At 49.3% G+C, this 25192-nt stretch carries 26 protein-coding genes and 1 rRNA gene; 25 read left to right on the top strand and 2 right to left on the bottom strand.

Annotated elements, in window-relative coordinates; genetic code table 11:
- Positions 1-14: 14 nt before the first annotated feature.
- The 9 genes from DXA97_RS16030 (at position 15) to DXA97_RS15985 (ending at position 9693) form a co-directional block, all read left to right on the top strand.
- A complete protein-coding gene (locus DXA97_RS16030; protein ID WP_118721071.1) occupies positions 15-233 on the top strand; it encodes a prepilin-type N-terminal cleavage/methylation domain-containing protein in 219 nt (72 codons plus the stop codon).
- Complete coding sequence (locus tag DXA97_RS16025) at positions 224-610, top strand: hypothetical protein (RefSeq protein WP_118721070.1); 387 nt, start codon at positions 224-226, stop codon at positions 608-610. The genes DXA97_RS16030 and DXA97_RS16025 overlap by 10 nt, the downstream gene beginning before the upstream one ends.
- Before the next feature lie 25 nt (positions 611-635).
- Positions 636-2195: a type II secretion system protein gene (locus DXA97_RS16020; protein WP_147355587.1), complete on the top strand. Its 1560-nt coding sequence runs from the start codon at positions 636-638 to the stop codon at positions 2193-2195.
- A 62-nt stretch (positions 2196-2257) separates the two neighbouring features.
- Entirely contained in the window at positions 2258-5023 is a 2766-nt protein-coding gene (locus DXA97_RS16010; protein WP_182436932.1) for a hypothetical protein, read from the top strand.
- Positions 5024-5311: 288 nt separating this feature from the next.
- The gene (locus tag DXA97_RS16005; RefSeq protein WP_118721066.1) at positions 5312-6331 is read left to right on the top strand and encodes a 4-hydroxythreonine-4-phosphate dehydrogenase PdxA; all 1020 of its coding nucleotides are present in this window, start codon (positions 5312-5314) and stop codon (positions 6329-6331) included.
- A 103-nt stretch (positions 6332-6434) separates the two neighbouring features.
- On the top strand, positions 6435-6668 hold the full coding sequence (locus DXA97_RS16000) for a hypothetical protein (protein WP_118721065.1): 234 nt from the start codon (positions 6435-6437) through the stop codon (positions 6666-6668).
- A gap of 6 nt (positions 6669-6674) precedes the next feature.
- A complete protein-coding gene (locus DXA97_RS15995; protein WP_118721064.1) occupies positions 6675-7121 on the top strand; it encodes a tripartite tricarboxylate transporter TctB family protein in 447 nt (148 codons plus the stop codon).
- A 14-nt stretch (positions 7122-7135) separates the two neighbouring features.
- Positions 7136-8659, top strand: a complete 1524-nt coding sequence (locus DXA97_RS15990) for a tripartite tricarboxylate transporter permease (protein WP_118721063.1) — start codon at positions 7136-7138, stop codon at positions 8657-8659.
- A gap of 26 nt (positions 8660-8685) precedes the next feature.
- Complete coding sequence (locus DXA97_RS15985) at positions 8686-9693, top strand: tripartite tricarboxylate transporter substrate-binding protein (protein WP_243107714.1); 1008 nt, start codon at positions 8686-8688, stop codon at positions 9691-9693.
- Positions 9694-9768: 75 nt separating this feature from the next.
- Here the strand turns inward: DXA97_RS15985 and DXA97_RS15980 are convergent, their stop codons facing one another.
- Together DXA97_RS15980 and DXA97_RS22400 are read right to left on the bottom strand one after the other, a co-directional pair.
- A complete protein-coding gene (locus tag DXA97_RS15980) occupies positions 9769-11091 on the bottom strand; it encodes a sigma 54-interacting transcriptional regulator (protein ID WP_347561665.1) in 1323 nt (440 codons plus the stop codon).
- On the bottom strand, positions 11088-11687 hold the full coding sequence (locus DXA97_RS22400) for a PrpR N-terminal domain-containing protein (protein WP_347561664.1): 600 nt from the start codon (positions 11685-11687) through the stop codon (positions 11088-11090). The genes DXA97_RS15980 and DXA97_RS22400 overlap by 4 nt, the downstream gene beginning before the upstream one ends.
- A gap of 390 nt (positions 11688-12077) precedes the next feature.
- Between DXA97_RS22400 and DXA97_RS15975 the strand changes: the two genes are divergently transcribed.
- The 16 genes from DXA97_RS15975 to DXA97_RS15915 form a co-directional block, all read left to right on the top strand.
- Positions 12078-13097: a 2-keto-3-deoxygluconate permease gene (locus tag DXA97_RS15975; protein ID WP_118721062.1), complete on the top strand. Its 1020-nt coding sequence runs from the start codon at positions 12078-12080 to the stop codon at positions 13095-13097.
- Between the two features lie 17 nt (positions 13098-13114).
- Positions 13115-13990, top strand: coding sequence for an amidohydrolase family protein (locus DXA97_RS21675; RefSeq protein ID WP_279221186.1), 876 nt, complete (start codon positions 13115-13117; stop codon positions 13988-13990).
- Between the two features lie 8 nt (positions 13991-13998).
- On the top strand, positions 13999-14283 hold the full coding sequence (locus DXA97_RS21670; protein ID WP_279221185.1) for an amidohydrolase family protein: 285 nt from the start codon (positions 13999-14001) through the stop codon (positions 14281-14283).
- Between the two features lie 166 nt (positions 14284-14449).
- The gene (locus tag DXA97_RS15965; protein ID WP_118721061.1) at positions 14450-15289 is read left to right on the top strand and encodes a sugar phosphate isomerase/epimerase; all 840 of its coding nucleotides are present in this window, start codon (positions 14450-14452) and stop codon (positions 15287-15289) included.
- Positions 15286-15945 carry an aspartate/glutamate racemase family protein gene (locus tag DXA97_RS15960; protein ID WP_118721060.1) on the top strand — a complete coding sequence of 220 codons (660 nt, stop codon included), beginning with the start codon at positions 15286-15288 and terminating at the stop codon, positions 15943-15945. Before DXA97_RS15965 ends, DXA97_RS15960 begins: the two co-directional genes overlap by 4 nt.
- Before the next feature lie 23 nt (positions 15946-15968).
- Entirely contained in the window at positions 15969-16796 is an 828-nt protein-coding gene (locus tag DXA97_RS15955; RefSeq protein WP_118721059.1) for a transketolase, read from the top strand.
- Positions 16796-17731, top strand: coding sequence for a transketolase C-terminal domain-containing protein (locus DXA97_RS15950; RefSeq protein WP_118721058.1), 936 nt, complete (start codon positions 16796-16798; stop codon positions 17729-17731). The genes DXA97_RS15955 and DXA97_RS15950 overlap by 1 nt, the downstream gene beginning before the upstream one ends.
- A 43-nt stretch (positions 17732-17774) precedes the next feature.
- Positions 17775-18275, top strand: a complete 501-nt coding sequence (locus DXA97_RS22395) for a TIM barrel protein (RefSeq protein WP_347561663.1) — start codon at positions 17775-17777, stop codon at positions 18273-18275.
- A complete protein-coding gene (locus DXA97_RS22390) occupies positions 18224-18685 on the top strand; it encodes a xylose isomerase (RefSeq protein WP_347561662.1) in 462 nt (153 codons plus the stop codon). The genes DXA97_RS22395 and DXA97_RS22390 overlap by 52 nt, the downstream gene beginning before the upstream one ends.
- Before the next feature lie 49 nt (positions 18686-18734).
- Entirely contained in the window at positions 18735-19631 is an 897-nt protein-coding gene (locus tag DXA97_RS15940) for a TIM barrel protein (protein ID WP_118534065.1), read from the top strand.
- 35 nt (positions 19632-19666) lie between these two features.
- Positions 19667-20632, top strand: coding sequence for a D-2-hydroxyacid dehydrogenase (locus DXA97_RS15935; protein WP_118721057.1), 966 nt, complete (start codon positions 19667-19669; stop codon positions 20630-20632).
- A gap of 126 nt (positions 20633-20758) precedes the next feature.
- The gene (locus DXA97_RS15930) at positions 20759-22678 is read left to right on the top strand and encodes a sigma 54-interacting transcriptional regulator (RefSeq protein WP_118721087.1); all 1920 of its coding nucleotides are present in this window, start codon (positions 20759-20761) and stop codon (positions 22676-22678) included.
- 4 nt (positions 22679-22682) lie between these two features.
- Entirely contained in the window at positions 22683-23183 is a 501-nt protein-coding gene (locus DXA97_RS21165; protein WP_243107713.1) for a hypothetical protein, read from the top strand.
- Between the two features lie 26 nt (positions 23184-23209).
- On the top strand, positions 23210-23926 hold the full coding sequence (locus tag DXA97_RS21160) for a hypothetical protein (RefSeq protein ID WP_243107712.1): 717 nt from the start codon (positions 23210-23212) through the stop codon (positions 23924-23926).
- A gap of 112 nt (positions 23927-24038) precedes the next feature.
- Positions 24039-24692 (top strand): fructose-6-phosphate aldolase, encoded by a 654-nt coding sequence (gene fsa / locus DXA97_RS15920; RefSeq protein WP_118721056.1) that lies wholly within the window; start codon positions 24039-24041, stop codon positions 24690-24692.
- A 392-nt stretch (positions 24693-25084) separates the two neighbouring features.
- Positions 25085-25192: ribosomal RNA gene (locus DXA97_RS15915) — 16S ribosomal RNA — on the top strand; the annotation flags it as partial.

Raw genomic sequence — 25192 nt, 5'->3', positions numbered from 1 at the left:
ATGGAGCAGAACGCATGAAAAGGCAGTGGTACCAGACAGTGATAAATAAAATAGTGCAGCGCTGTGTCCGCTCCCGGGCAGGTATGACCCTGACGGAGATGCTGGCGGCAGTGCTGATTCTTGCCATGTCTGCGGTGGCGGTTGCCGGCGGTGTTGCTGCGGTAAAAAATGCATACCGCAAAACCACGGAAAAAGCGAGGCGCAGCAGGTACTTGCCACTACGGTGGAGCTGATTACCGATGTTTTGTCCGAGGCGCAGCAGGTGAGGTCTGGCGGAGACTGCGGTCCTGAATTTTTCAGTGGCGAGACCGGAGACTGGATGCGTCTTTCTGTTGTGCCATATCAGGTCGCCGGGGAAGAACGGGCCGGCATCTGCAAAGTGTATCTGAGTGATGACACAAAGGTGCCGCTTCTCTCGGATGGCGCCATGGGCGGGCTGTTCTATACAAGCTTTGATGTGGACCAATACCGGTATGCGGACAGCTGCTTTATACTGGAGGATATCAACGTCTACTACAAGCGTGATGCTGCAAATGCGGGCCGTGAGCCTGCGGCACATCTGGACGAACTGGTTGTGCGTGCGGTGAATCTGGAAGGACAGGATGAGTAAAAATGCTTTCCCGGAGGAGAAAGAGATGGAATACAGATCATATACAAAAAAACACAGGAGCGGAGCGTTTACACTGGCGGAATTTCTGGTGGTCATTGCAATCACCTTGATTCTTGCCGGTGTTTCTTTTGTTGCGGCGATCCGCTATCAGAGCAGTCTGCGGCGCATGGAGATGGACCGCACCGCGAAGGAAATTTTCCTGGCAGCCCAGAATAATCTGAGTCTGGCAAAATCCGGCGGAGTCATGGAGCGCCTTCTGCATCAGTATGGTGGGAATGACACGGAAAACACAAACGGTACTTTGAAAACGGAATCAAATGCTTCCGCGGACAAGATCGGAATTGCGCTGTCTGCAATTACCGGAAGCACCGGAGCAGATGCAGATGATCTGTACTGTATTTTGCATCAGCCGGGCGAAGGCGCAGGCAATACAACGGAAGGGATACGGGCGCGTCTGCTTCCCTTTGGCTCCATCGATGAGACAGTCCGTACGGATGGCAGCTATCTGATCGTCTATGCCCCCGGGACAGGAGTTGTCCGGGAAGTGTGGTACTCTGACCGCTATATCTTTCAGGGAACCGCAGCGGAATTTTCAGAGCTGTCCGGGCTTACCGAAGATCCAAAAAAGCGTGAGCGTTTCTATGGGGAAGCAGTCGGATATTATGCAGGCGCCTCTCTGACTGAGCCGGAAAGGAAAGAGCCGGAGCAGATGGAAATGAAGGTTGCCGTTTATAATAAAGATGTTTTATATGTGGAAGTAGAGACTCCGTCAGGTGTGAACGGATTAAAGCTGTGGGTTGAGGGTGCGGCGAGCGGAGCAAAGGGCTGGATCGATTTAAACAGATTTACGCAGGATGAGCGTGTCCTTACGAAGGGAGCCGGCAGTGTCTATGATGTGATCCTGGATGATATTTCGATTCAGGGCGCGCGATTTGCGGATCTGAGAGGTGATCTGAGATCGGATCAAGGAGGAAATGACATTGCGCTGATCCCGGGAGAGGATATTTGCATTTACGCGGAAGCAGTGACCGAAAGCGGTAATAAGGCAGCCAGTCCGGTGTGTCAGACAAACAGTCTGTTTCAGAAGGTTGCCAACGGCAAAATCGTGGTTTCCAATATCCGGCACCTGGAAAATCTGGACAGACGGGTTTCGGATTTCCATCCGGCAGCAAATGAGCAGAAGCTGGGACTGAGCTCTCCGGCAGAACAGCCGGGCGCATATGTGGTATCGCAAAGTGAAGATATGTCCTGGACAGATTACCGGAGTGCCGTCGTGCGTGAAATTCACAGCAGCCATGCATCGGCGGTCCAGGCGGCTGATAACATCCCTGTTTACTACAAAATATACAAGAAACAGGGAGAGGTTCTGACGGAGGAGTGGACCGGGACAGCTCCGGGCTGTTATGCACCGCTGGAGCCGGAATTTGATCTGGTCTATGAGGGAAATGGCAAAAAGATCAGTGAGCTTGTCGTAAATACACCGGGGGCAGGCGGCTGCTTTGGAACCGTGTCGAAGAATCTGACGGTGACCGATTTAAAGGTGGTGCATCCGGTTATCACTGCAGATGACCATGCCGGAGGCTGATCGGATGCGGAAGGAAGGAGACAGATGCACCATCCCTTGAAATTTCCGTGGAAAATGTGCTGGTGCAGTATCCGGTGATCACCTCAAAGGGCAGCGGTACCGTATTGGAATCGGCAGATGCCGGAGCCTTGGTCGGGGCGTTCCGGGGAACGGTGCTGACTGTGAAATCTGTTATGGCGGCAAACACCTATCGTTCCGGAGTGAAGGAGCCTTCTTCGATAGATCAGACCAGGCCGGACCAGGCCGAAGCATTTAAGATTGAGGCTAAAGCAGGAGCGGCAGGCGGCCTGATCGGCTCTGCCAGCGGAAATGTGACCCTGTCAGGCTGTGCGGCATCGGTCTATGTGGAGGCGCAGTTCTTTGCCGGAGGACTTGTCGCAAAGGTGAATACACCGGACAATGGGGTTGCGCAGGTTCTGATCCAGAACTGCTATGTGGCCGGACATACCGGAAATCAGGAATGCCTGACAGAGCTGTATCCGGGGACAGAGGACTTCAACACGGCAAAGGGACGTTATAATATTGTCTCCGCCCGGGGGCTTGCAGGAGGACTTGCGGCAGTCCTGCCGGAGGGCAGTGCTGTGAAGCGAAGCTATGTGACAGCATCTGTCTGGTCCGGAGGAATGTATGCCCCGGACGAAGCAGACGTGACTGCATTTGTAACAAAATACGGAAACCTGAGCATGGATGATGGCGTAATCGGAAAGAAAGCATCTGATTTTTCGTATTGCTATACCTCATCAGTGGTAAGCGGAGGAGAAAATGCCGGTACAGTAAAGGGAAAACAGATCCTGGAGTACTCAAATTCCGATCAGCTTGAGAGCTATTTTGTCGAGAATGCTTCCTTCAGTAAAAAGCAGGCATTCCCATATGACACAACACAGGAGAGCACCTACCACATGCCGACTGTGCTCCAGCTGATGCAGGAGGATCCGGAAACCAGCAGTGCCATCCGTAATGACACCGGTGAAGGCAGTATCAGCACCCGGCAGATCTTTAAATTTGCGCGTGTGCATGTGGGAGACTGGTTCAAGGTTCAGGCACAGCCATCCGGAGAACTGAAAGAACATAATGGCAATGAGCTGTGGGTGGATTATGTGACAGACATGCCGGAAGGGACAGAGCCGAAGTATTTGATTTTCTCTGTTTATGGAAAATCCAGCGAGCTTTCCACCTATGTTATTTTAAAGATCGGCGAAAACCCGGACGATTTCAAATATTACGGAAACAGCAATCCGGGAGATATCCTGGAATTAAGAGAGAATCCGGATAACAGCGCCATCAAATGGAAATGGGATTATAAGGGCTCCGTTCCCGGAGGAGATCACCGCTTTGCCATCAGCAAAGCAGGAACGTCGCAGCTGCAGGTCCGCTTTTTCCTGGACAGCAAGGAATTTGAGCAGATGGGCTATCAAAACCTGCGGAATGGCTTTTGGGCCGGTGAGGATGCAACGGTAACGGTCAGCGAAAAAAATGTGATCCCGGCTCCCTCAGATCCCGGCAGCATTACGGTAAACAGCTATTTCGGGGAACTTCACGAGCATACCGCAGAGGTTTTTAGTGCCAGACATCTGATCAATCTGAGCTTTTACAATAGGGAACAATTCCAGATTACGACCGTAGAGCAGACCGATAATATTCTCTGGAGGAAGGACGAGGATCCGGATGCTCCGGTTCTTGCAGAAACTGCGCCATATTGCGATGAGCTGGAAGAACGGTATCCGGGTGTGCCGGTTCAGGTTTTTCATGACTATGACAGTCAGGGCTATACCGAAGCCGGCAGCTTTAAGTGCATCGAGAATCCGGATCTTACATTATATAATGGCAACCATTATACCATCGCGGGACTGGACATTGGAATCCAGAAGCATTATAAACAGCAATGGTGCAATGCATCCGCATTTATTTTATCCAACACGCATCTGAAGGTTCAGGATCTGAATATGAAGGATCTGCAGGTGACGGGCAATGGAACTGCAGCCGGTATTTTGGCATTTGCAAACGGAAATTCCGCAAAAGACACCTATGTGCGTTTAGAGAATATCCGCATTTACGGTGACGATATGTGTATCACTGCCACGAATGGTGATCATGGTGATGTTGGCGGTGCAGTAGCATCTGCGGATGTGGAGGAGCTGGAACTGGATCATGTGTATGTGTATGGAAAGAATGCCCTGATCAGCAAAATATATGGATATAACGGAAAAACGGTCGGAGGCCTGATCGGTCATGCCAGGATCGGAAAGAGCATGAAAATCCGGCAGTCTGTTTTTTCGGGATTTCTGGATGGCAGATACGTCAGTGATGCAACGGGAGGTCTGATCGCTCACCTTGAGATTGCCCATGGCCCGGACCGGAAGGCAGAAGCTGAGATCACAGAATGCTATGTTGCAGGCAGAAACCAGTCTTATGCCAAAGCAGCAGAAGCAGACCCGCTGACAGGCGGAGCAAGTATTACAGGACAGCGGCCGGTGGGAGGTCTGGTGGGCTGGCTGCAGGGACCTGTGGCAATCTCCAACTCCTTCAGCATAGCGAGTATTTATGATATCGGAAAAGGCTGGAAAGGCGGAGTGGGAGGCCTGGTCGGTAAGGCTGATAAAGATTCAGATGTGCAGCTGACCGATTGCTATTTTGCGGGAAAACTGCTTGGGGCATCCGAAAACAGTGACGGAAATCAGTCAGCGGGAACTCTGCCCGGAGCTTCCGATAACGACGGTCCTGTTATAACCTATCCATATGACCCTGCTTTACAGGGCCGGACTTATCCATACAAGCTCTGGACCACCGAAAACGGCGTAAAGACCTATCGCGGTGACTGGATCCAGTAACCGTTAAACGCAAAATTTGTGAAACAAAAAGAAACAAAAAGAAAAGTATATGAAAATATGAAACATAAAAACGGGAAAGAGCGAACCAACTGCATGGAAATGAAACAGATTGCAGGAAAAGAGAACGTCTGAAGTATGAAAAAAACGCGGTAAAAAGGTGCACAATATACCTGCAAAAAGAAAAAACAGCCGGATGCGCCAGGTTGGCATATACCTTGCTTATTATATGGTCAGAACATAAATGCAAAAAAATATCAGTGCATTTAAGGAAAAAGGAGGGTATTTGATATGGCAACAAAACCAGTGATTGGTGTGCTTCTTGGAGATGCTGCCGGTGTTGGTCCGGAGCTTGTGGCAAAGTGCGCAGCAGAAGGATTTTATGAGCAGTACTGTAAGCCGATCGTGATCGGAGATCTCCGGGTGCTGGAGCGTGCACTTGAGGTGATCGAGGCAAAGGATAAGGTGAAACTTCAGGTGATTTCCGATGCAGAAGAGGCAGACTGGGAGAAGGGTCTTCCGGTGCTGGATCAGAAAAATGTAGATCCGGAGGAGGTTCCGTTTGGAGTTAAGACTGTAGTAAGCGGTAAGGCATGCCTGGATATGCTGAAGCTTGGCGTGGAATTATGGCAGGCAGGCAAGATTGGCGGCTATGTCTTTGGTCCGTTAAATAAGGCCGGCATGCATGATGCAGGACTGACCCTGGAGAGTGAGCATCATTATCTTGCAAAGCTTCTGGGACACACAGATCCATTTGGCGAAATCAATGTGACCAACGGTCTTTACACGACCAGAACCACGAGCCACATTCCGATTTCCCAGGTAAGTGCAGATCTGCGTGAAAATGACGGACTTCGCATTAAGCGGGCAATCCGTCTTTCCTATAAGACCCTGACTGGAGCAGGAATTGAGAATCCAAGGATCGGCGTTGCTGCGCTGAATCCGCATTGCGGTGAGAATGGGGACTGCGGACGCGAGGAAATTGATGTCATCCGTCCGGCTATCGAGTGGGCACAGAAGGAAGGCATAAATGCTACCGGCCCATATCCGTCTGATATCGTGTTCCACAAGGCTCTGGTTAAGAAGGAATTTGACGGCGTGGTTACCATGTACCACGATCAGGGCCAGATCGCTCTGAAGCTGATTGGTTTCGAGGGAGGTATTACCGTTGCAGGCGGCTTCCCGATCCCGATTGTTACCTGCGGACATGGAACTGCTTACGACATTGCAGGAAAAGGTGTGGTGACAACGGCATCGTTTGAGAATGCTGTAAAACAGTGTGCTACCATGGCAGCTGTTGCAGCAAAATAACAAAGCCATCCGGTAAAATTTTGTATTGCATATAGGAAGGGGACTCCGAAAGGGGTCCTTTTTCTTTGTTTCAATGAAACGATGCGAATTAAAATGAAACAACATGAAACGTAACAAAGGAGATGGAAACATAATTGAGAAAAAAGAAACAGATCAGGACAAAGTGATGAGTGAAAACGAAGAAACAGAGTGCCAAATTGGACAAAATCACAATGAAATTTGGCACTTTGAACAATGTTTTACAAAAAATAGCCCAAATAACAGCGACATGGCACAAGCCTTGCTTTCTATATGCTTATCAGGACATCCGAAGCAGGATGTGAGTAAGAGGAGGTAGAACAAGGTGAAAAGGTTTGGTTCAAAACAGCTGATCCCGATCGCAATGGCACTGATGGGAGTGGTGTTTGCAGTGGTTGGATTTACGCAGCTGGGGTTCTGGGACAAGGAACCGAAAGCGGGATTTTTTCCCAGCATCATTGCTGTGGTCATGGTGATTTCCAGTGTGGCCGCATTCTTCCAGACACTGAAAGAGGAGGATAAACCACAGTATAACAAAAATGAGCTTCTGGTTATTGCAGGCGGCGCAGGTGTGATCGCGGGAAGCTTCATTATTGGCATGATCCCGATGATCTTTCTGTATGTGCTCTTCTGGCTTCTGGTGATTGAGAAGGGAACCCCGATCCTGCACATCATCATCATTGAAGCGATCGTGGCAGTCATTGTGCTGGGGGTTTTTGCCGGATGGCTGCAGGTTCAGTTCCCATGGGGACTGTTTGAAAACTTTATGTAGGGAGGAAACGGAATATGCAAAACTTTTCCATGCTGATCCAGGGCTTTGGCACAGCACTGACTCCGATGAACATTGGAGTATGTATGCTTGGTGCAGTCCTTGGACTGATTGTTGGCGCAATGCCAGGCATTGGTTCTCTGGCCGGTGTCGCACTGCTTTTGCCGCTGACATACAAGTTTAATCCGGCAACGGCAATCATCATGCTGGGCGCCCTGTACTATTCCAATATGTACGGCGGAAGCTTCAGCGCAATTCTTTTAAACATCCCGGGTGATTCTCCTGCGGTATGCACCACTCTGGACGGTTACCCGATGGCAACAAAGAGAAAGAGACCAGGACAGGCGCTTTTAACCGCAAACATGGCCTCCTGCATCGGTGGCACCATCGGCATGTTTATCCTGACCTTTATGGGACCCGGCCTTGCAAACCTGGGACTGAAATTTGGTCCGTCCGAGATGACAGCGATCCTGCTGATCGCCATGACCTCCATCAGCTGGCTGGTCGGAGAAAATCCCATCAAGGGTGTAGTCATTACCTGTTTTGGAATTCTGCTTGCAAGCATGGGCATGGATACCCTGTCCGGCGCTCCGCGCTATGAGTTTGGAAGCATGCATCTGCTTGGCGGCATTCCGTTTACCCCGTTTGTCATTGGTGCGGTTGGCTTTGCGCAGGTCATCAAGCTGATCAATGACCGTGATTCTGATAATGAGAAGCGTGCCGGTTCTGCAAAGAATGAGATGAAGCTTTCCATCCGCGGTTCCATGCTGACCGGACATGATTTTAAGAGACTGCTCCCGCCGGCGGTTCGTTCCGGACTGATGGGAACCTTCATCGGCGTTCTTCCGGGAGCGGGTGCAACCACAGGATCCTTCATGGGCTATGCTGTCCAGAAAAAGTTTAAGAGTGAGGAGCCTCTTGGTACCGGCGCGATTGAGGGTATTGCGGCAGCAGAGGCAGCAAACAATGCAGCGGCTGCAGGCGCCTTTGCACCGCTTCTGGCACTGGGAATTCCGGGATCCGGAACCGGCGCTGTTTTATTAGGCGGTCTGATGATGTGGGGCTTATCTCCGGGCCCGCTCCTGTTTGAGAACGAGCCGGAGTTCTGCTGGGGCCTGATCGCGTCTCTGTATCTGGCAAACGTTTTTACCTTACTGGTTGCGATCTGTATTATTCCGTTCCTGATCCAGATTCTGTCCGTACCGGTAAAATACATGATCCCGATCATCACGGTAGTCTGCATCGTAGGCGCATATAGCACCAGCAATTCCATGTATGGTGTCATTGTAATGTTTTTGTCCGGCATTGTGGGATATCTTTTAAACAAGAACAATTTCCCGTCAGCCCCGATGCTGTTATCCTTTGTACTGGCACCGCTTCTGGAGAACAACATGCGTAAGGCATTTATCCTTTCCGGCGGAAGCTTAAGCATTTTCTTTACAAGACCGATCACCTGTGTGCTGATGATCATTTTCTTTGCGATTATTCTTGCTTCAGCCCTGCGCCCGGTTCTGGCCAAAAAGAAAGGTGCGGCAGCCTGAAAAAACAAAAACTGTGAAAATAAAAAATGGAGGGTTTATATTATGAAAAAGAGACTTTTAGCAGGTATCATGGCAGGCGTTATGGCAGCATCCGTACTGGTGACCGGCTGCGGCGGAAGCAGGATGTGAAGGATGGAACCTTTACTCCGACTAAAACAATCCAGTGGATGTGTACATCCAGCGCCGGCGGCGGATCGGATATTTTTACCCGTAAGATCAGCGATATTATGACTGCCCAGAATCTTGTCAATGGCCAGACCATCGTAGTGACAAACAAGACAGACGGTTCCGGTGAGGTAGGACGTAATGAAGTGGCAGGTCTGAAAAAGAATGCGGATTATCAGCTTCTGACCTTCAATAGCGGCGATCTGATGCCGATGGTGACCAATACCAAGAACCGTTCCTCTAATTTCCGTATTCTTGCGGTTATGGCAGTGGACAAGCAGCTCTTATTCAAGGGAAAAGACGCAAAATACGATACCTTTGCAGATGTCATTGACGCAGTAAAGGCAGGCAATAAGGTAGTGATCGGAGGCTCAAAGGGTGATGATATTGCTACCTATCAGGCATTGATTGCAGAACTGGGAGTATCCGAAGACCTGCTGACTTACATTACCTATGATTCTACCGGTGACGCGATCACAGCGGCATTAGGCGGACATGTGGAGTTTGTGATCGCAAAACCTGCAGCAGCCTCTGAATATGTCGAGGCCGGTTCCCTGATCCCGATCCTGGCACTGGCGAATGAGCGTTATACCGGCAATCTGGCAGATGCTCCGACCTTAAGTGAGGTGGGAGATTACAACAATGTAGAGGTTCCGGTATGGCGTGGTGTTGCAGCTCCGGCAGCCATGAGTGATGAGGCTGCAGCTTACTGGAGCGAGGTACTCGGAAGCGTATCCGAGACGGATGCATGGAAGAATGAGTACATTGACGCAAATAAGCTGATCGCAGACTACATGGATACCACAGCAGCAACGGAATACGTGACCAAGTATGAGGCTGACTATATGGCTGAAAATGGATTAAAGTAACATGGACTTTTGAGAATACTGATCAAAAATGGGGAATGCGCCATTTCGCGCATTCCCTATTTTTGATGTAAAAGATCATGGAAGAAGAATGTGATATTTTTTCATTTTCCGCCACAAGGTGCTTTTGTCTATTCCGAGAAATTCAGCAGTTTTTGTGCGGCTGTTGTGGAAGGTATAGAGCGCCTTCAGAATTTCTTCCCGCTCATCGTAAAGGGAATAGACCGGTGCGTCCCCGGGCGTTGACCGGTCCGTTTTTTTCGGCCCGTTTGGAGTGAGGGCGGCAGCTGCATCCGGAAGGACCTTCAGGATATCTGCAGGTGTGGCAAGCGGATTCTGGGTCAGTATGGAGAGTCTCTGACAGAAATTTCGCATTTCACGGATATTTCCGGGCCAGGGATACTGCGTGATCAGGCTGGCTCCTTCTTCGGAAAGCCCTGTCAGGATGCAGCCGGTGCGCTCGTGCTCATAGGAAATCAGCTGACTCAGAAGAAAGAGCGCATCCTGCTCCCGGTTTCGCAGCGGCGGGAGGTTCAGCTCCAGAACATCCAGCCGGTAAAGCAGATCCTGACGGAACCTGCCGTTAGCCACTTCCTCTTTCAGGTTTTTGTTGGTGGCAGAGATAACGCGCACATCAACCGGAATGACGGTATCACTTCCGAGACGCACAACCTCGCGCTCCTGCAGAACACGCAGCAGACGGCTCTGGAGGTTTGGAGAGACATCTCCGATTTCATCTAAGAAGATAGTGCCTTTGTGTGCCAGCTCGAAGAAGCCCATTTTTCCGCCTTTGGAAGCGCCGGTAAAAGCGCCTTCTACATAGCCGAACAGTTCGCTTTCCAGAAGGTTTTCCGGGAGTGCCGAGCAGTTGATCGCCACAAAGGGATGGTTTTTGCGGGGACTGGAGTTGTGGATGCTTTGCGCAAAGAGCTCTTTTCCGGTTCCGGTTTCTCCGCAGATTAGGATATTTGAGTCGGAATAGCTGTAGGTCATGGCATCGGAGATCACAGAATCCATGATCCTGCTTTTGTGCAGGATATTGGAAAACTGATATTTTGCCTGAAAACTCGAATGACGCAGCTTTTTTCGTACCTGCAGCTCATCTGCCTGGATGCGGCTTGTATCCTGAAATGTCAGAACACAGCCGGTATTTCCGCTGTTATCCGGCGCCGGAACGCAGTTTACCATCAGGTGGTAAGAGGCATAGATGTGCAGCTCGGAAAGAAGCTTTTTTCCGTTTCTGGTAACCTCCTCCACCGGAAGGTTGGGGAAAAAATCCAGGATGCTGCGTCCGGTAAGGAGCGCGTGGCCGGAGTCCAGGATAGAATAGCAGTATTTATTTGCGAATGTGATGATGCCGTTCTGATCTGTGGAAAGGATGCCCTGAAAGGAATAGTTCATGATATTGGCCATCTGGCACTGCGCATTTTCTCTCTTAAGTCAATTTCGGCTGCGGATTTTGCCTCGTCGATCGCATTGTTGATGGCTTCTTGGCCGGATTCGATCATGACAGCCGGAAGACCGCTTTTTTTGGCCAGCTCAACGCCTGTATAGTTGCCAACCAGGGCGTCACATCCATCGGAAATCGCCTGCCGGATGGCGTCAGCAAGCAGGGGTTCGGAATTGACCGGGTAGGTAGAGAGCTTCATGTCAGGAAATGCATCCCGGATGCTTTCAATACCGTAGATCATGTTAAAGGCTCCGATCACCGCAATGTGAGACAGCCCAGGAGACATGCGGCGCGCTTTCAGGACGGCAGCAATGACATCATAGACGCCGACCTTCAGCTCTGCGCAGATGTAGCCGCGCTGCTTCATGGTCAGGGCAGAGAAGCCGCGGGCGATCACGACATCGGCGTTCAGATCCTGAAGCGGATTATTATAGAAATCCTGTACAATTTCGTATTCAAGCTCATCACAGTCAGGACGTTCCTGGAAAACCTGCTTAATGAGAGGGACGATCTGGGGATAGGGAGCATAAAAAATCATGTGGATCATAGAAAACCTCCATTTGTACATGAAAATTATTGTCTGATGATGATTATAGAGGAATTTGCACGGAAAAGAAAGTAAAAATTGCAAAAGATTGCAAAATGATTTTTAATAAGATATAAATTGCAATTAGATGAAACGATATGCAATCTTAAAACGGGTGAAGTTGGAAAAATATAGAATGCAGCAGAGATAATGCGAAAAGAATCAATTGTGATAATGCATTGAAACAGAGATTGATATTTGTGCAAAATACATAAAAAGGGATGTGAAAAACAGAAAAAAAGAAAAAATCTGCGTGAAAAGGAAAAATAGGCATAAGGTTTGCTCTATAGTATGTCAGAACTGGTTCAGAAACAAAAAAACATAGTAGGATTTGTATGGAGGGTACAGGTTATGATTGGTAATGTCAGAATACTCGGAACAATGAAAAAATTTCCGGCAGGCGCAATGGTAATCCCGCTGCTGCTTGGATGCACGGTAAACACATTTTTCCCGGAAGCTTTAAAAATCGGAGGCTTCACAACGGGACTTTTCAAGAATGGAATCCCAACCCTGATCGGTTTGTATCTGTTCTGCAGCGGCGCAACGATTGATGTAAAAGCAGCAGGAGAGACGGTATACAAGGGCGTGTTTCTGACAGCCCTGAAGTTCTTTGGCGGCTTTGGTATCGGACTTCTTCTGAATGCAATTTTTGGAGAAGCCGGATTTCTGGGTTTGCTTCCGCTGGCAGTCATTGGCGCAGTAACCAATTCCAATGGTGTTATTTATGCAACTCTTGCCGGTGAGTATGGCGATGAGTCTGACGTAGGAGCAACCGCGATCCTGACTTTAAATGACGGCCCGTTTTTCACGATGATTGCGCTTGGAACAGCAGGGATCGGAAAATTCCCGATCACCGCGATCATGGCAAGCATTATCCCGCTGATCATTGGTTTTATCATCGGTAACCTGGATCATGAGTGGAGAGAAACTCTTTCCACTGCTATGGCACTTCTCCCACCGTTCAATGGTTTCTGTCTTGGAGCAGGCATGAGCTTTTTCACTATTGCAGGCGCCGGCTTTTCCGGTATCCTTCTCGGACTGCTGACAGTTGCGGTAACCGGTATTCTTACGTTTATCATTTACAGCCTGATCCGAAGGAAAGCAGATCCGATGGGAGCAGCGATCGGTACGGTGGCAGGCGTTGCCGCAACAACACCGGCAGCGATTGCAGATGCAGATCCGTCCTTTGCTCCGCAGGTTGAGACTGCAAGTGCGCAGATTGCGGCAGCAACCATTGTGACAGCGATCGTGACACCGCTTCTGGTGGCATTTCTGGCACGGTGGTCCAGAAAATTCAACGAAAAGCATGGCCTTGGCAATGCAAAACAGCAGAAGACCGGAGTAAAAGCCATGATGGCTGAGACAGAATAAAGCAGGGGGAAACAGATATGAGCGATATTATTTTAAAAGCTGACCGTGTTCTGGTTGGCGAGGATCTGAATTTAAAAGAGCACATGGCAGTGATCGTCCGTGATGGAAAAATAGAGGAGATCGTACCGCAGGCGGAGTGTCCTGCGGTAGAAGGTGCGGAGGTGATCGATTTAAAGAATACGACCCTCATGCCCGGCATGATCGAGTGCCATAACCATCTTTCTATTGACGCCACGATCCCGGAGCATCTGGAGCTTCTGGCATGGAGTACAGAATGTGAGCTGACCCTGATCGCTCTGGATGGCTTCCGGAAAGATCTGATGAGCGGAGTCACAACAGCACGCTGCATGGGAGACCGTTTTTATATTGATGTAACACTGAAAAAGCTGATTGAACAGGGAAAGGTGGCAGGACCGAAGCTTCTCGCAGCAGGCATTGGCATGAAGGGAAGCCACGGTGCCGGATATATCGGAAGCCCGCACTGCGGACCGGAGGAGATCCGGAAAACTGCCCGCGAAAATTTAAAGAAGGGTGTCGATTTGTTAAAGCTGTTTATCACTCCGGGCGTTCCGGATCCGGAGAGCGAGTTTGTGCCGAGCTTTTTAAGTCTGGAGGAGATTGCCATGGCAGTCAGTGAGGCGGCAAGAAAGAATCTTCCGGTTGCTGCGCACTGTATCGGCGGTCAGGGCCTAAAAGACTGTATCGACGGCGGAGTACAGGTCATTGAGCATATGTATATGTGCACTCCGCAGGATGCGGAATGGCTGGCAAATTCCAAATGTATTGTTGATTTTACTTCCGGTATTTTCCTGGATCCGACGCGCGAGGAAACTCTGTCGGCAAACAATGCATACCGGGTTCGCAAAAACGGCCACGCGTCCGGGAAAGACTGAAGCTTCTGATGAGTACAGGTGTTCCGTATGTTCTGGGAACCGATGCTTACCATGGTTATCTGTACCGCGAGGTCGGATATGCGGTAGAGCTCGGTTCAGATATTGTGACCGCATTAAAGGGCGTTACCTCCAATGCCGCGAAGGTCTGCGGACTGGGAGACCGGATCGGAAGCTTAAAGAAAGGCTATGCTGCAGATATCATTGCAGTAGATGGGAATCCGCTGACGGATGTGGAGTGCCTGGCAAACGTACCGTTTGTAATGCAGGATGGTAACGTTGTGAAACGAAAGTGAAACATTTGCGAGCAGAATTAAGAAACAAAATGAAAAACGCAACGAAACAAAATGAAACATAATTCCTGAAAAAACGAAAAAGGGACAGAAAAATGCACCGGTAAGACCTGGCACATGTTTTGCTCTATATACTGGTATCAGGAAGTCAGAGAAAAGGAGTGAGGGTATGAAGTTATGTTATCAGGTTGCCACACCGGATGTTGCGATCGCAGATTCGGTTACGGCATATCAGGGACCTCTGGAGAAAAGCTTTTCAGATCTCGCAAAGCTTGGTTATCAGGGAGTGGAGCTGATGACGTTAAATCCGTCAGAGCTTGACTGGGAGTTTGTAAAATGTGAGGCAGAAAAAAACGGCTTGAAGGTGGTTCTGGTCTGCACCGGTGAAATCTTCGGTCAGCTGGGGCTCAGCTACACAAACCCGGATCCGGAGAACCGGAAAGAGGCAATTCGCAGAAGTAAGGAGATCATTGACTTTGCTGCTTATCTGGGAGCCAATATCAACATCGGGCGTATCCGCGGACAGTACTGCAAGGAGCTGACAAAAGAGCAGACGGAGGAGCTGGCGGTTGCCGCGTTCCGGGAGCTGGCTGATTACGCGGCGCCGAAGGGCGTAAAGATCGCACTGGAAACAGTTACCATCATGCAGACGAATTTCATCAATACCTGCGCGGAGGGCGCCGATATGGTAGACCGGGTAGACCGGCCGAATTTTCGCCTGATGCTGGATGTGTTCCACTTAAATCTGGAAGAAAAGGATCTGTTTGAGGCTATCCGTCGGTACAGCTCCTATAACATCCATGTCCATCTGGCTGACAATAACCGTCGCTATCCAGGCCAGTGCGGACTGGATTTTGAAAAAATCATTTCTACCTTCAGAGAATGCGGATATGATGGTGCATTTACCACGGAAATATTCCAGCTGCCAAGCATGGAAGGCGCGGCAAAGGGTGCAGCTGAATATCTGATCCCGATCATGAAGAAGGTTTACGGACAGGAGGAAGCATGAAAAGTATCGCACTGATCCATACCGTAAAGACGGTAGCGAATTCCTTTGAACAGCAGCTGAAGGATTATGTGGGGGAACCGGTCAAGATCCATAATCTCTGGGACGATTTCCTGGCGAATAATCCGAATGAGATCGGGGAGTTTACCATAGAAAACCGCTGCCGCCTGTATAACGATATCAAGTCTGCAGAGATGACGGGAGCCGATATGATCGTGGTGACCTGTTCGACCCTGACTCCGGTTGTAAACATGATCCGTCCGTTTGTGAAGGTTCCGCTGATTGCCATCGACGATGCAATGGGAAGAAAAGCGGTTACCTACGGGGATAAGATCCTGGTTCTTGCGACAGCAGGCAGTACCGAAGGACCGATGCGGGAAAAGTTAAACGCAGAGGCAGCAAAATTAAATAAGACCATCCAGATTGATTTCAAAGCCAACGCAGAAGCGTTCCAGGCGATGAAAGCAGTGCAGATGGACCGCCACGATGCGATCCTTCTGGATATGGCAAAAGATATTTCCGGATATGACTGTGTGGTGCTGGCTCAGGCATCCATGGCACATCTGGATCAGAAAATAGAAGAAATCTGTAAGATCCCTGTTCTGTCAAGTCCCGGACTTTGTATGGAGCAGGTGAAGGAAACATTAAAAACGATATAAAAATAGAAAAGGAGACTACTGACATGACCAACGAAAAGAAACAGGAGTTGGATGCTCTTTGCCTGAAATTCAGACGTACCCTGATAGAAATCTTACATGAGAGACAGACCGGACATCCGGGCGGATCTCTTTCCGTATGCGAGATCCTTACAAACCTTTATTTTAACGACGCAAATATCTCTCCGGAGAATATCAATGACAGAAGCCGCGATAAGATCGTGCTCTGTAAAGGACATGCTGCTCCGATGCTTTATCTGGAGCTGGCAGAAAAAGGATTTTTCCCAATGGAAGAGATGCACAGCCTCCGTCAGATCAACAGCCGTCTGCAGGGACATCCGTGTTCCAAGGAAACTCCCGGAGTTGAGGCATCTACCGGTCCTCTTGGAGCCGGTTATCCGTTCGCGTTAGGTCTGGCACTTTCCGATATACATGATGGTGTAGACGCTTACACCTATGCGATCCTTGGAGATGGTGAGATCAACGAGGGCGTGGTATGGGAGACCTGCATGAACGCCTCCAAGTTTAAAGCAGACCGCCTGATCTCTATTCTGGACTGGAATGGTGTACAGCTGGACGGAACTACCGAGCAGATCATGCCGATGGGCGACATCGAACTGAAATTTAAGGCGTTTGGCTATAATACCATTGTCTGTGACGGACATAATGTGGCAGCCCTCAGCGCAGCGATCGAGACCGCAAAATCGGTTAAGGGTGTTCCGAGCATCATTCTGGCAAAGACTGTGAAGGGCAAGGGCATTTCCTTTATGGAGGGCAAGAACACCTGGCATGGTGCTCCGGTTAAGGATGCCGATTATGAAGCAGCAATGAAAGAACTGGGAGGTGTACAGTAATGGCAAAGGCAATTCGTGATGTATATGGAGAGACACTGAAAAAATACGGCGCGATGAATGAGAATATCGTAGTTCTGGATGCAGATGTATCCGGCTCCACAAAATCGGCCATGTTCGGAAAGGAGTATCCGGACCGTTTCTATAACTGCGGAATCAGTGAGTATGCAATGATGGGCATGGCAGCAGGCATGGCCAAAAATGGCAAGATCCCGTTTGTCAATACCTTTGCGGTATTTTTAACCACACTGGGGTCCCTGGCAGCAAGAACCTTTATGTCCTACTCCGGACTGCCGATCAAGATGATGGGTGGTTACGGCGGCTTATCCGATGCCTTTGACGGCGCGACCCATCATGCTCTGGAGGACATTGCCATGATGCGTACGCTTCCGGGGGTAAATGTTATGGTAGCTTCCGATGCGCAGATTACCGACTGGATGGTCAAAACCGCGATTGAAGTCAATGAGCCGATGTACATCCGTCTTTCGAGAGATGCGGCTCCGGACTGCCATCCGGAGAATGCAAAGTTTGAAATGGGCAAGGGCATGGTTGTAAGAGAAGGCAGCGATGTTACCATCATCGCATGCGGCCTGATGGTGAGCACCGCGATCACTGCCGCTGAGATGCTGGAGAAAGAGGGCATCAGCGTAAGAGTGGTTGATATGTACTGCATCAAACCGATTGACGCAGAGCTGATTGAGAAATGCGCGAAAGAAACCGGCGCGATCGTAACAGCGGAGGAGCACAGCGTGATCGGCGGTCTTGGCGGAGCAGTCAGCGAGGTTCTGGCAAAATCCGGATGCCTGGTACCGGTCGAGATGGTCGGCATGCAGGATCGTCACGGTGAATCCGGTCCTTACAGTGAACTGTTAAAGAAATACGGCCTGGATGCGGAAGCGGTTGCGGCAGCGGCAAAAAAGGCAGCTGCAAGAAAATAGGCGGCCGCGTCAGGCAGATTCCATCGGAAAGGAACAAAAAATTATGGAAAAGTCCATGAAACGGTACATGAAGGTCGGTACGATCCTTCATGTATCCTACAAAGAGGTTGGTTCCGGGGAGGGACCGATCCTGGAATGTTTAAAAAAGATTGTGACGGACCCGTATTTTGAAGCGGTGGAAGTGGCACACATGAAGGATCCTGTTGTGCGCAAAAAAGCGGCAGAGATGATTGCTGCTGCGCATATGACCACTGCTTACGGCGGTCAGGGACTGATGCTGGGAGCTGGCTTAAACATCAATGACTTAAACGAAGAGGGACGACAGAAGGCCCTGGCTTCCCTGAAAATGGGGATCGATGAGGCATATGAGATCGGAGCCCAGGACTTTGCGTTTCTGGCAGGCCGCTACGAGGCAGAGACAATGGAAGAATCCTTCCAGGCACTTCTTGCTTCCACCAGAGAGCTTTGTGAGTATGCGAAAGCAAGGGAAACATGCCGGTTCTCTGCGAGGTGTTTGATTATGATATCGCAAAGAAATCTCTGATCGGTCCGGTTGACCGGGTGAAACGCTACGCAGAGACGATCTGTGCGGAGTATGACAATTTTGGCCTGATGGTGGATCTGAGCCATATTCCAATGATCCATGAAACCATTGAGGAAAATCTGCTTCCGGTCCGCAGATTTATCCGCCATGCCCACATGGGCAATACGGTGATCAGAAGTCCGCAGTGCCCGGCTTATGGGGATGAGCATCCGAGGTTTGGTTTCCCAAACAGTGAAAATGATGTAAAAGAACTGGCCGATTATCTGAGGCTTCTGATGGAGATCGGATTCATCAGTGAAAAGAATCGTCCGATCGTAAGCTTTGAGGTAAAACCCTTTGAAGAAGAAGATCCCGATATCTGCCTGGCAAATGCAAAACGAACACTTGACCTGGCGTGGGAACTTGTATAAAGTTAGAATTGCATAACAATGAAATGAATCAGAGCAGGAGGAAAAGAACATGAGAGAGTCTATTCATAAATATTTTCAGGTAGGTACCATCCGCTGGATGTCCTTTCCGAACAGAAGTGTAGTAGATCAGGTAAAGCGGATCGCAGTAGATGATTACTTTGATGCGATCGAGGTGACCAAATGTGCCGATGACGCAGAGCGCGAAGAGGTGAAAAAAATCCTGGAGCAGTCTCATTTAAAAGTCTGCTATGGCGCACAGCCGAGACTTCTCGGACCGAAGCTGAATCCGAACGACATCGATGAGGAGGGCAGAAAAAAAGCTGAGGCTACCCTGATCGAGGCAGTGGATGAGGCAGAATACCTTGGCGCAAAGGGAATCGCATTCCTGGCAGGAAAATGGGAAGAGGAAACCAAGGATCAGGCTTACGCACAGCTGTTAAAAACTACCCGCAATGTCTGTGACTACGCAGCGAAGAAGGGCATGAACGTAGAGCTGGAGGTCTTTGATTTCGATATGGACAAGGCAGCCCTGATCGGACCGGCTCCCTATGCGGCACAGTTCGCGGCAGACATGAGAATGACCCATAACAATTTCGGATTATTGGTAGATCTGTCTCATTTCCCGACTACCTATGAAACCTCAAAATTTGTGATCCGGACCTTAAGACCTTACATCACTCACCTTCATTTCGGAAACGCAGTCGTAGAAGAGGGCTGCCCGATGTATGGTGACAAGCATCCGCGTCTGGGCTATCCGAACAGCGCCAACGATGTGGAGCAGCTGACCGATTATCTGCAGGTACTTAAGGAAGAGGGCTTCTTCAACGCGAAGGATCCGATGGTACTGTCCATGGAGGTTACCCTGGCGCCGGGTGAGGACGATGAAATCATTCTGGCCAATACCAAACGCTGCTTAAACCGCGCATGGGCACTGGTAGAAGACTAAGAAATACCGAAAAACGAGAAAAGGAGAACGGAATCATGAAGATTGTAGTATTAGATGGCTATACCGAAAATCCTGGTGACATCAGCTGGGGGCCGATTGAAGCTCTTGGCGAGGTTACCGTATATGACAGAACTGCTTACGAGGAGTCCCCGCTGATCGCGGAGCGCATCGGTGACGCAGATGTGATCGTGATCAACAAGACACCGATCAGTAAAGAAACCATGGACAAGTGCCCGAACTTAAAGGCGATTGCAGTTCTGGCTACCGGCTACAATGTAGTAGATTATGAGTACGCAAAGGCAAAGGGCATTCCGGTTATGAATGTTCCGGTATATGGAACGGATAATGTCAGCCAGTTTGCTGTCAGCCTTTTGCTTGAGGTATGCTCCCATATCGGACATCACAGCGATTCTGTATATGCCGGTGAGTGGGCAGAGAATGCAGACTGGTGCTACTGGCATTATCCGATGATCGAGGTATCCGGAAAGACCGCAGGCATCATCGGACTTGGCCGTATCGGTGTGAATACCGCAAAAATCTTAAAGGCCATGAACGTGAATGTGATCGCTTATGACGCATTCCAGAGCGAGGCAGGAAAAGCGGTTGCGGAGTATGTGGAATTAGATGAGCTGCTTGCAAAGTCTGACTTTATCTTCCTGCATTGCCCGCTGTTCCCATCTACTCAGGGAATTATCGGAAAAGAGAATATCGCGAAGATGAAGGATGGAGTCATCATCATCAATAACAGCCGCGGACCGCTGATCGTTGAGCAGGATCTTTACGACGCATTAGAGAGTGGAAAAGTGGCAGCCGCAGCTGTGGATGTTGTTTCCACGGAGCCGATCAAAAAAGACAACGTTCTGTTAAAGGCGAAAAACTGCATTATCACCCCTCATATTTCCTGGGCAACCAAGGAGGCACGTGAACGCATCATGAACACCACTGCAGAGAATATCAAGTCTGTGATTGACGGTGCTCCGCAGAATGTAGTAAATAAGTAACAGAAAAACAAGACGATTTTCATAATTTTTCTGCAAAATTGAATGGGCTATGGTATACTTTACCATAGCCCATTCAAGGAAAAGGGGCAGATGAAACTGTCTTGGAAAAAGGAGAAAATCTCGTATATGGTAAAGATAAGGGTTTTTATACCGCATCTGGAGCTGAAAGAAATCTTTGAAGATGTGGTGAAGAAACTGCCGCAGTACGAAACAATTCAGATAGAACAGCAGTATGTATTCGGAACACCGGATGATCTGGCCAAATATGGCGATGCTGATGTGCTGGTCGCGCGGGGCATGACGTATGAGGTGCTGAAGAATCTGTTTCCGGACAAGCATGTGATCGAAGTGCATGTCAGCAGTTTTGATATTTTTGACGCGTTGGTAGAGTGCAGAAAACAGAATGCCGGAAAAATCGCACTCTGCCTGCATAACCGGAAATTCAAATCCATGGAGGAGCTGGAGGAGCTTTGCGGTGCGTCCATCACGATTTATGATACTCCGAATGAGGCTTCCACGGAAGCCGCAGTCCATCAGGCCATGGAGGACGGCGCGGATATTTTTGTCGGTGCGGGAACTATGTGCGGAATCTGTGACCGGCTGGGATTAAAGCGTGTCCATATCCATACGAATGAAGAAGCGGTGGAGGTGGCCATGAAGGAAGCGCTCAATGCAGCGCGGACAATCCGGCAGGAGCGTGCCAAGAGTGATATCATTGAGGCCATGCTCAATCACAGTGAAGAAGGCGTGCTCGCGATCAGCGACAGAGGACGGATTCTGGCGATCAATAATCAGGCATACCGTATTTTTCAGATTTCTACCGTCGACTCGCTTGTTGGCAGTCCGGCAGCAGAGCTGGAGCAGGCAGATGACTGGGAAAATCTTCTGCATGAAAATCAGGCGCGCGAGCGCATCCTGAAGATCAAAGGCAAGGATTACTATGTGCAGTACAAACACCTGAGTGAAGAAGCGGCCGAGACCGGAGCTTTGGTTTTTATCCGGAATACCGATCGGATCATGGAAGAGGAACGAAAAATCCGGAAGGGACTTGCAGAAAAAGGACTGACAGCCAAGTATTCCTTTTCAGATATTCTTGGAAAAAGCAAGGCAATTCGTGAGAATATCCATATGGCACAGCGTTACAGCCGGGTTAATTCCAATGTTCTGATCGTAGGAGAAACCGGTACCGGAAAAGAATTATTCGCGCACAGTATTCATCAGGCATCAAGCCGCAGTGATCAGCCGTTTGTTGCGTTAAACTGTGCCGCACTCCCGGAAAATCTGCTGGAAAGCGAACTGTTCGGGTATGAGGCAGGCGCTTTCTCGGGCGCGGCCAAGGGCGGTAAGATCGGTCTGTTTGAGCTGGCACACCGGGGAACCATTTTTTTGGATGAGATTGGAGAAATTCCGATCACTTTGCAGGCCAAGCTTTTGCGTGTGCTGCAGGAAAAGGAAATCCGCCGCATCGGCAGCACCAGTGTGCATCCGATCGATGTCCGTGTTGTTTCTGCAACCAATATTAATATAGAAGAAAAGATCCGGAGCGGACAGTTCCGTTCTGATCTGTATTATCGTTTGAACCTTCTTGATATCAGTATTCCACCGCTCAGAGAGCGCCGGGAAGATGTTCAGGAACTGGTTGATTTTTACCTGACCAGATTTGCGTGCGAAATGGGAAAACGGATCCCGACTGTAACATCGGAGGCTGCACAGCTTTTGATGCAGTATGACTGGCCGGGAAACGTGCGGGAGCTGCGCAATGTCTGTGAACGCCTGATCGTTTTGAATGACAGCGATTTTGTCAGTGCCGGGCTTTTAAGACAATTGAAAATTTTTCGTGAGAGCAAAGTGCGGGAGCCGGTTATTCTTCCGGAGGAACAGATGGAAGATACGGTCTACAGCCGCTTAAAGCCGAAGAAAAAGAAAAAGGAGCTGGCGGAGGAGCTTGGTGTCAGCCGCACGACTCTGTGGCGTATGGCAAAACGCCAGAGCGCGCTGGAGCAAAAGCAGCGGGAGCAGGAGATCAGCAAGAGAAGGAGCGAATGATTAGATGGAACTGAATTACGGAATGTCTCTGGAACAGAAGCAGCAGTTATCTCAGAATCAGATACAGTCCCTGGAGTTGCTGGCCATGGACAGTGTAGAACTGAGTGAATTTTTGCAGGACGAATACCTGGAAAATCCTCTCTTGGATTACTCGGAGGAGCATGCGATGCCGGGCGGCAGGGAGGATATCGGACAGACTTATGAACAGCCGCCGGTATTGGAACAGAATTACGACGATACTGCGGAGGAAGAAGACCGAAGAAGAAAAGATATTCCAATGCCGGAGACAGAAAGCATCAAAAACTATATTCTGGATCAGCTGCCGGATGGAGCATGCAGCCGGAAACTGGCAGAGTTTATGACAGACTGTCTGGATGATAACGGCTTTTTTACCATACCGACTGAGGAAGTGGCGCAGAAAACCGGAGTGCCGGAGGCGGAAGTTTCCTGGACTCTGAAGGTGCTGCAGGAACTGGAGCCTATGGGATTTTCGCACCGGACCTGAAACACAGCCTGTTAAAACAGCTGGAGATGCAGGGACTAAATAATGCTCCGGTCAGTCAGGTGGTGAAGGAACACCTGCAGGATGTGGCAGATGGAAAGATCAGTGTCATTTCCCGGGCGCTGAAGCTCTCAACCGCAGAAGTACGCAAATGCATAGATCAGATCGCAAAGCTGAATCCGAGACCCCTGGGAGAGTTTGGAGGAAAACGCAACGATTATGTGGTTCCGGATATTATTTTCCGGAAAGATGACGGAAAATGGGAAATTGAACTCAATGATGGATGGGTGGAGGATTATCATATCAATGATTATTATCTGAAAATGATGAAGGAATCCACAGACGCTCAGCTTGGGGCTTATTTTCAGAAAAAACTGGAGCGCATCCGTTTTGTGATGAACAGTATTGCACAGAGACGCAGGACAATTCTTCAAATATCAGAGCAGATTCTGAATGTACAGGAGCATTTTCTGGATGGAACCGGATTCTTAAAACCCATGACGATGACGGATGTGGCAGAAAGCCTTGGAATTCATACTTCTACGGTGAGCCGGGCCATCAAGGGAAAGTATATCCAGTATCCGTGCGGAACCATATTGATGAAGCATCTGTTTACGGCATCGGTTTCAGCAGCAGAAGGAAGCGATGCGGTCGGAACCATGCAGATCAAGGAACTGATGAAGGAGCTGATCCGCAATGAAGATAAGAATAAGCCTTACAGCGATCAGAAGCTTCATCGCTTTTGAAAGAGCGCGGCATTGAAATTTCAAGACGTGCTGTGGCAAAATACCGGGAAGAAATTGGAATTCGAGGAAGCTTTGACCGGAAAGCATTTTAAAGAAAAAGGAGAATAAGATTATGAAATTTTTTGTTGATACCGCAAATGTTGAGGAAATCCGTAAGGCAAATGATATGGGAATTATCTGTGGAGTAACCACCAACCCGTCGCTGATCGCAAAAGAGGGCCGTGATTTCAACCAGGTTATCGCAGAGATCGCTTCTATTGTGGACGGACCGATCAGTGGCGAGGTAAAGGCTACTACCACCGATGCAGAGGGCATGATCAAAGAAGGCCGCGAGATTGCAGCCATCCATCCGAATATGGTAGTAAAGATCCCGATGACCGTAGAGGGCTTAAAGGCTGTTAAGGTTCTGCACGCAGAGGGCATTAAGACCAACGTAACTCTGATCTTTTCCGCAGCACAGGCTCTGTTGGCTGCAAGAGCAGGAGCAACCTACGTTTCCCCGTTCCTGGGCAGACTGGACGACATCTCCATGCCGGGTATTGACCTGATCAACGAGATCACCGAGATCTTTATGATGCACGACATCCAGACCGAGATCATCGCGGCGAGCATCCGCAACCCGATCCATGTCATTGACTGTGCAAAGGCTGGCGCTGATATCGCTACGGTTCCGTACAAGGTATTAGAGCAGATGACCAGGCACCCGCTGACCGACCAGGGTATTGCAAAATTCCAGGCAGATTACAAGGCTGTATTCGGCGAGTAAAAATCAGGGAATAAAACAAATACAGGGGTGGGCCGATTGTGCGTCCACCCCTGTACTGACTTCAGTCTGGTTTCGACAGAAAAAATAAAAAAGAAAAAAGTGAAAAAAGTTGTTGACAGATAGAAAACGCTGTGATAGTATATAACACGTTGCTGCTGACGCGGCAACAACATGAACCTTGAAAATGAAAGATTGAACAGTGTTTAAAACCCTGAAAATTCTAATAAAAAGAGTCCTGGTTGGACATCTTTGAAATGAGATTTCAGAACAAAAACAAACCAAACAACAGTAGAACGGTTTAAAATTAGCTAGTAGCGATTTTTGGATCGGGACAAACGAATTAGAGGTATCTGCTTGACCGTTGGTCAATCAGCAACGCTTCTAACGAAGCTTTATTTGAGAGTTTGATCCTGGCTCAGGATGAACGCTGGCGGCGTGCTTAACACATGCAAGTCGAGCGAAGCACTTATGAAAGATTCTTCGGATGATTTCATTTGTGA

It is taken from the genome of Clostridium sp. OF09-36 (genome assembly GCF_003481985.1).
Lineage (GTDB): Bacteria > Bacillota > Clostridia > Lachnospirales > Lachnospiraceae > Brotaphodocola.
This window is presented reverse-complemented; position numbering and strand designations above follow the sequence as displayed.